This is a genomic window from bacterium (assembly GCA_016873475.1).
Lineage (GTDB): Bacteria > Krumholzibacteriota > Krumholzibacteriia > JACNKJ01 > JACNKJ01 > VGXI01.
Window position 1 is genome coordinate 1 of sequence record VGXI01000159.1, and the last position, 7672, is coordinate 7672.

The following is a 7672-nucleotide window of genomic DNA, read 5'->3' on the forward strand; positions in this document are numbered from 1 at the left end:
GCCGTCCTGCATGCCAGCGCAGACGTTCCAGGCATTGTGGGTCGTGTCGAAGCTGGCCAGCTCCACGGGAGCGGCCGGGGAGCCGGACTGGTGGAAGCTGCGCACGCCGCCCTCGCCCCGGCTCACGTGCAGGTAGCCGTCGGCGAGCTGGAGCCCCGTGACGCCACCCGCGCTGAGCGTGGCGACCAGGGTGGGGCTGGTCGGCGGGCTCACGTCGATCACCTGCACGCCCTGGCCGGCGACCGCGAGGTAGGCGTAGGCGCCGTCCGGGCTGAGCGCAACGTCGAGCGCCTGACCCGGCGTCGGCCAGTTGGCGATGTGCTGGATGTCCGCGGGGTCGGCGACGTTCCAGAGGTTCATACCGTCGGCTTGGTCTGAAGTGACGACAAGACTCCCCGCCTTGTCGATGTTGATGGCGCGCATGTTGGGACGGGTCACCGCATCGAGGGCGACGAGATGGTCGGGATCAGTGACATCCACTGTGTGGAAACCCTGGGTATAGGCGGCTACGTAGGCGATGCCGTCCTCGACGACCAGCTGCCGCCCCTGGCCCAGATCGAGGTCGTCGCGGCGCACTGGGTTGTCCGGGTCGCTGAAGTCGCCGACGACGAGACCCTCGGTGGTCGAGGCGACGTAGACCGTGCTGCCGTAGGCCTTCACCCCCCAGCTCTCAACGACGTGGAAGTGTCCGCGCGGCACGAACTGATTGGGCGAGACGTGCTGGTGCGCGAAGATGCCCATCTGACCGGTGCAGCCGTAGACGAAGCCGTTCGCCTCGTCGACGTCGCGCACGTAGTCGAAGCCCAGCGCGCGGCCGAGGTAGTCCATACCGCTGGAGGCGGCGTCGAGCACGATGCAACCGGCCGTGAAGCCGCTCCACGAGCTCAGGTAAAGGCGCCCGCCGGCATAGACGCCCTCGTTGAAGAAGTAGTAGGGCGGCGCCTGCGGGGGGGTGATGTCCAGGCGCGGGTCATAGCCGACCAGCACCGGATTGTCGAGATCGCTGATGTCGTAGGCGAGGGCACCCACTTCGAAGCAGATCGCCCAGAGCATCGTCCCGTGGACGATCACCTCCCTCACGTCGAGACCGCTCCAGGCGCCGGCAGCCGGATTCACCGTGGCGCGCCTGACGGGGTTGGCCGGGTTGCTCACGTCGAAGAGGGTGAAGCCGGAAACGCCCGAGCCGACGGCGGCGCGCGTGCCGTCGGCGGCGACGGCCCCATGCGTGCCGGACAGCGTTTCCGTATCGACCAGCAGCGGTGCGTCCGGGTTGCTCACGTTCACCGCGTAGAGGCCCACGGTGCGAGCGGACATGAGAGCGATGTCCCCCAGCACGGCGATGCCATTGGGCTGCCCCGCCAGGTTCAAGCCGCCGCGCAGCACCGAGGCCGCGGGATTCGTGAGGTCCCGGATCTGGAAGTCGTTGGTGGCGTTCCCGGCCGAGTAGCACCAGCGGGTGGCGCCGTCGCGCACGAGCGCGAGGTCCGCGTTGCTGCCAAGGCCTTGCAGGCGGTCGACGCGCACCGGGTGCTCGGGGTCGCCGACGTCGATCAGATAGAGGTGGCCGACGGCGCTCGTGACCGCCACGAGATCGCCCTCCCAGGCGACGGCCCAGGCGCGGTACCCGTCCAGATAGTAGTCCCCGAGCATGAGGGGCGCGGCCGGATCGGACAGCTCCCAGAGTTGCAGGCCGTAGCTCAGGCTGACCGCGGCGCGCGTGCCCTGCACGGCGACGTCCTGGTTGAAGGTCCACTGGCCGCTGTCCAGGTACTCGAGAAACGGTGCGGCGAAGACGGAGGGGGCGAGCGTCAGCAGGGCGAGGGCGAGGCGGAGGGCGTTGCGCATGGCGGCTCCCGAGGGCGCGTGAGGAGTGGGTTGCGATCGGCCAAGGGCTGCAACCAGTATGCCACCGGGAGGGAGCGCCTGGAAGCGGAAAGCCCCGACCGCTGGGGCCGGGGCCTTCCGGGAAACCGTGTGCCGGCGCGGATCCTAGCGCAGGAGCACCAGCTTGCGCGAGGCCGTCAAGGCGCCGCCCGCGGCCGACTCCCCGGCGAAACGCGCGAAGTAGACGCCGCTGGGCAAGCCGCGCCCGTCCTCGTCGGTGCCGTCCCAGGCGAACCGGTGCTCGCCGGCGGCGAAGTTGCCCTCGGCGAGCCGGCGCAGATGGCGGCCGCTGACATCGAAAACGTCCAGCGTGCCGCTGGCCGTCGCCGCCAGGCTGAAGCGCAGGTCCGTGCGCGGATTGAAGGGATTCGGCCAGGCCACGAGCGGCGGCGCCGCGGCCAGCGGCGTCTCGCCCACACCCGTCGAACCCAGGCCGAGCAGGGTCACCGCCGAGTCGTCCGCGACGAGCAGGAGCTCATCCCGGCTGGCCACGGCCAGGGCCGTGCCCGTCGTGAAGTAGCTGTAGAGGAACTCCGGGTTCAGCGGGTCGTTGAGCATGTAGCCATAGACACCGCCTGGCTGCGGGGGGGTACCCGGCGCCGCCCCGGCGCTGACGAGAAGCCGCCGGCCGATCAGATCGAAACCCGTGGGGTTCTTGGGCCCCACCTCCTTGACTTTGAACGGCAGCAACGGATCGCTGATGTTCAGGACGTGGATGCTGTCGCCGCTCACGGCCACGTAGGCGTAGTATCCGTGGAGCTTCACGTCGACGATCTTCTGGGGCACGTCGTAGTTGCCCAGGCGCACGATGTCCGCGGGATCCTCGACGTTCCAGAAGTTGACGCCGCCGTTGAGATCGGCGGTCGCGGCGAGACTCCCCGCGACGTCCAGGCGCGCGGAGCTGATCCCGCTGGGGTTCTCGCGGTCGAGCAGCACCGGATTCGCGGGATCGCTGACGTCGACGGTGTTCAGACCCTGCACGTAGGCGGCGACGTAGGCGACGTCGCCGCGCACAACGACGTAGCGCGCCTGGCCGACGCTTTCCAGGCTGCCGATGATCTGCGGATTGAGCGCGTCGGTCCAGTCCGTGATGAGCAGACCGTCGCTCGTCGACGCCGCGTAGACCAGATTGCCGTGGACCTCCGCGCCCCACATCTCGGGGACCTCGATCCGGCCGCGGCGCTCGAGCTGCCCCCCGACCAGATGGAAACCGTAGAGCCCGGACTCGCCGTTGCAGGTTACGTGCAGATCCTCGCCCATGGCCGCAAAGCGGGTGAAGTCGGTGGTCGCGGCGCGGCCGCTGAACAGGGGCTCGGTGCCGGTGACGTCGAAGATCAAGGTGCCCGGATCCGTGTAGTCCCAGTTGCAGAGGTAGAGCCGATTCCGCTCGGGGGCGAGGTCGCCGTCGAAGAACTCGCCATAGGGCGCAGGCAGCCCGCTGTCGAGGATGGCGTCATAGCCAACGAGCACGGGATTGGCCGGGTCCGTCATGTCGTAGACGAGAGGACCGGCGAGGTCTGTCGCCACGTAGAGCAGGCCCCCGTGGAGGATGACTTCCTTGGCTTCGAGGTTGTCGTAGACGGCGTTGACCGTTGGCCGCACCTGGGCGATGAGCGCCAGGTTGGCGGGGTCGGAGACGTCGATCACGAAGAACCCCTCGCCGTTGCCGGACACCACGGCGATGGTATCGACGAGCGCCACGTTCTGGAAGCTCGGCGCCACGAGATCGAGCAGATCGAGCTGCACGAGATGATCGGGATCGCTGGCATCGACGCTGCGCAGGTGACCACCCTGCGAGAGCGCCAGGACGAGGTCGCCGGCCGACGCGAGGCTCTCGAGCCCGGAGGCGTTCAGCGTGCCACGCTGCGCCGGCAGCGCCGGGTTGCTGAGATCGTACACGCGCAGGCCGTTGCTGGTCTTGCCGGCCGTGTAGGCGAACAGCGTGCCGTTGCGCTCGACGAGGGCGACGTCGGGCGTGCCGCCGAGAGCGCTCTGTACGCTCCCGAGCACGCTGGGCGCGGCCGGATCGGCAATGTCGACGATGTAGAGCGAGCCGATGTTCGTGGTCACCGCCGCGAGATCGCCGAAGCTCTCCACGCTGCGAGCCCGCTGGCCTTCGAGGTAGATCTCACTGAGCAGGACGGGCAGGGCGGGATCGCCCAGGTCCCAGATCTGGAGCCCGTACTCGAGGGTGACGAGAAGGGTATCGCCGCGCGCCTCGCAGTCGCGATCGCGGGTCCAGAGGGCGCTGTCGACGTACTCGAGCGGCAGCGCCGCTGCCGGCAGGAGCGCCAGCACCGAGAACAGCATCGTCGCCAAGATCCGCAGGCAGAGGTCCTTGCTTCGTATGATACCCATCTTCGTGTCTCCTCAGTGCTGCTGTCTCAGGCCCGGCCCGCGTCTAGCGAACCATGACCAGTTTGTGGGTGCCAAAGGCTGTCTGCTCCCGGCTCGTCAGGGCGACGCGGGCCAGGTAGATGCCGCTGGGCAGCGCACGGCCGGCTTCGTTCTTGCCGTCCCAGGCCAGGCGCTGCGGTCCGGCGGCCGTCTCGCCGGCCGCGATCTGCACGAGCCGCCGGCCGGCGAGGTCGAAGATTTCCACCCGCAGGTGGCCCGCGGCCGGCAGCGTGAAGACCAGCTCCGTGCGCGGATTGAAGGGATTCGGATGCGCGGCCAGGGCCAGCGCCGCCGGCAGCGGCGTTGCGGGCGCCGCGGTGCTCTCGCCCGTGCGGAGGGCGATCACCGCCGAGTAGTCCGCCACGCAGGCCAGGCCGGGCGCCGTCGCCACGGCCATGGCGTTGTCGGCCGTGTCGTAGCTGGCGACCGAGACCGGCGCGAGCGGGTTCGCGAGGGAGAAGGCGCTCACGCCGGCGCCGCTGCGGGCAACATAGAGGTAGCCGTCGGGGCCGAGCGCAAGACCCAGCGAGGCGGCGCTGAAGCTGCCCACCTCGATCGGGAGCTGCGGGTATGCGAAGTCGAGCACCCGGACGGCGCCGGCCGCGGCGTAGAGCAGGTTGTCGCCGCGGCGAAAGGCGACGTCGGTCACCGCGGTGCCGCCCGCGATCGCCGTGCCGAGGAACTGGATGTCGGTCGGGTCGCCCACGTTCCAGAGGTTGACCCCCGCGCTGCGGTCTGCCGTGGCCACGATCTGACCGCTCACGTCCAGGCCCACGGTCTGATAGCCGCCGCTCACCTGGTCGAGCAGCAGCGGCTGTGCGGGGTTGCTGATGTCCACCGTCGCCAGGCCCTCGCCGTAGACGGCGACGTAGGCGACATCGCCGCCGACCTTCACCTCGCGGCAGAGGCCGAGGCTCAGACTGCCGAGCTCGCTGGGGGCGTCGAGATCGCTGAAGTCGCCGATCGTGAAGCCCTCGCTCGCCGAAGCGATGTACACCAGGCTGCCGCGCGCCGTGACGCCCCAGGTGTTGAGCACCGGCAGTTGCCCGCGGCGCTGGAGCTGGCCGCCCGTGAGCTCGTGCGCGTAGACCCCCATGTGACCCGTCGCCGTGAAGACGACATCGCCGCCGCCCGGATCGTGGCGAATGTCCACGCTGCGGCAGTAGTCGAAGCCCTCGGTGCTGCCCAGCCAGGTGGGCGCCGCCGGCGTCGCGATGTCGAAGATCTGCACGCCGGCCGCCGCGCCGTCCCAGTAGTTGAGGTAGGCGCGCTCGCCGTCGAGCGCGAGGCCGTCGAAGGTGTACCAGTCGCCGCCGTCCGTGCCGAGGAGCTGCGGTGAGGCCAGGTTCGCAATGTCGTAGACGACGAGGCCGGTGGCGTCGACGGCGCAGAAGAGCTGAGTGCCGGCGACGCGCGCGCCCTTGACAGCCAGCGCACCCCCGCCGAGGTTGACGCTGAGCTGCGTGACGAGCTGCGGATTGGCGGCATTCGCGACATCGAAGAGGTAGACGCCGTCCGCCTGCGCGGCCACGGCCAGGCGCGGGCCGGCCACGGCCACTTCGAGCAGCTGGCTCGCCCCGAGGGGCTCACCGTCGAGAATCACCGGCGCGCTGGGATTGGCGGTGTTCACGACACGCAGCCCGTAGCCGCTGACGAGGACGAAAAGCGTGTCACCGCGGGCGGCGATGCCGCGTGGATTGCCGCCGAGACCGGTGAGTGTGCTGAGCAGGACGGGCGCGGCGGGGTTGGCCAGGCTGAGGGCCTTCAGGCCCGTGCTGCCGGCAACGAAGGCGTAGCGCGTGCCGCCGCGGCGCTGGAGCAGGGGATCAGCCGAGACGCCGAAGCCGGTCGTGCTCGAGGCGAGTGCCGGCGCCGCGGGTTCGCTCGCGTCGACGATCTGGAGCCAGCCGTCCTGGGTCGTGACGGCGATGAGGTTCTCCAGCCAATCGATCCGGATGGCCTTGCGCGCCTGGGAGTAGTAGTCTCCCATGAGCAAGGGGGCGCTCGGCGCGCCGACGTCCCAGATCTGGACGCCGTAGGTCAGCGCGGCCACGAGCGTGTCGCCGCGGGCGATGCAATCCTTGTTGAAGGTCCACTGCCCGCTGTCCAGCGGCGTGAAGCTGGGCTGGGCGTCGGCCAGCGAAACAGCCAGCACGCAGAGCAGCAGGGCGAGCGGCTCGCGGATGAGTATGGGGTGTCTGAAGCGCGGCATCGTCATCCCAGGTGCAAGGCCGGCCCCGGCAGCGGGGCGCCGATGTCTCCAGTGTCGTGGCAGGGAGAATTCTAACATGACCGCGGCGGCCGCGCGAGCATTCTTGAAAGCCGAAACAGCGTTGTGAGAGGACGGCGGTACTATCGACCAGGATCGGGAATGCCATGGCCTCAGGCTGCTCAGCGTCGGGAGACCGGGCGAGGAACGCCCCGCCGTCCTGCTGGATGATGGGAAGGCTCTGGACCTCGCCTGCTTGCGGCCAAGTTTTTTTTCGAGCTGGCGGCGGATCTTCGCCGGCGGGGCGCTCGGCGAGGTCCGCGCGGTCCTGGCGAGTGGCGATTGGCCGGCGGCGGCGATCGTGGATCCGGAGCGCGCGGGCTGGGCGCCGCCGATCCCCGACCCCGGCAAGGTGATCTGCCTGGGCCGCAACTACCAGGCCCACGCCGACGAGCAGGGGGTGGCCGCGCCCGAGGCGCCGCTGCTCTTTCCCAAGGTCCGCACCGCGCTCATCGGACAGGGCGCGCCGATCGAACTTCCGGACCCGGCAATCGAGGATCGCGTGGACTACGAGGCCGAGCTGGCGGTGGTGATCGGCCGCCGCGCGCGGCGCGTGAGCGAGGCCGAGGCCATGGCCTGCGTGGCCGGCTACACGATCCTGAACGACGTCACGGGGCGGCGCACGCAGCGCGCCGAGAAGCAGTGGCTGCGCGCGAAGGGCTTCGACAGCTTCGGGCCCTGCGGGCCCTGGATCGTGACGCCGGAGGCGATCCCTGACCCGCACGCGCTCGCGATCGAGTGCCGCGTGAACGGCGAGCTCAGGCAGTCCAGCCACACGGGGCTGATGATCTTCCGCATTCCCTTCCTGATCAGCTACCTCTCGCAGACGATGACGCTCGAACCCGGCGACATCATCAGCACGGGCACGCCGGCCGGCGTGGGTGAAGCGCGCCAGCCGCCGGTCTTCCTGCAAGCGGGCGACGTCGTTCGCTGCACGATCGCCGGGATCGGGACGCTGGAGAATCCGGTGCGGGCCGGCGCTCAGGTGCAATGAAAAGGTTGTGCCGCGGAAATTGTGTCAATCAGGTTCGCTCGGCTTCGCCCGCTGCCGATGGCCATCGTCTCAGCTGGCGTACCGGAGTCGATGCCCGCGGTTGATGCCCAGGGCCGGCGTCCTCTTTT

4 protein-coding genes are annotated in these 7672 nt (G+C 69.7%); 1 reads left to right on the forward strand and 3 read right to left on the reverse strand.

All coding sequences use genetic code 11. From position 1 onward, the window contains the following. The 3 genes from FJ251_11785 to FJ251_11795 form a co-directional block, all read right to left on the reverse strand. Window positions 1-1845: hypothetical protein (locus FJ251_11785; GenBank protein ID MBM4118392.1), on the reverse strand; the 1845-nt coding region annotated here is incomplete at its 3' end. A gap of 144 nt (window positions 1846-1989) precedes the next feature. After that, the gene (locus tag FJ251_11790; protein MBM4118393.1) at window positions 1990-4242 is read right to left on the reverse strand and encodes a hypothetical protein; all 2253 of its coding nucleotides are present in this window, start codon (window positions 4240-4242) and stop codon (window positions 1990-1992) included. Window positions 4243-4285: 43 nt separating this feature from the next. Then, window positions 4286-6571 (reverse strand): hypothetical protein, encoded by a 2286-nt coding sequence (locus tag FJ251_11795; protein MBM4118394.1) that lies wholly within the window; start codon window positions 6569-6571, stop codon window positions 4286-4288. A gap of 64 nt (window positions 6572-6635) precedes the next feature. Here FJ251_11795 and FJ251_11800 point away from each other — a divergent pair, with 64 nt between their 5' ends. Continuing rightward, complete coding sequence (locus FJ251_11800) at window positions 6636-7544, forward strand: fumarylacetoacetate hydrolase family protein (GenBank protein ID MBM4118395.1); 909 nt, start codon at window positions 6636-6638, stop codon at window positions 7542-7544. Window positions 7545-7672 lie beyond the last annotated feature (128 nt).

Bases quoted from the DNA above. Each gene is read 5' to 3' on its own strand.
- FJ251_11790 (MBM4118393.1), bottom strand. From the start codon at position 4,242: ATGGGTATCATACGAAGCAAGGACCTCTGCCTGCGGATCTTGGCGACG.
- FJ251_11795 (MBM4118394.1), bottom strand. From the start codon at position 6,571: ATGTTAGAATTCTCCCTGCCACGACACTGGAGACATCGGCGCCCCGCT.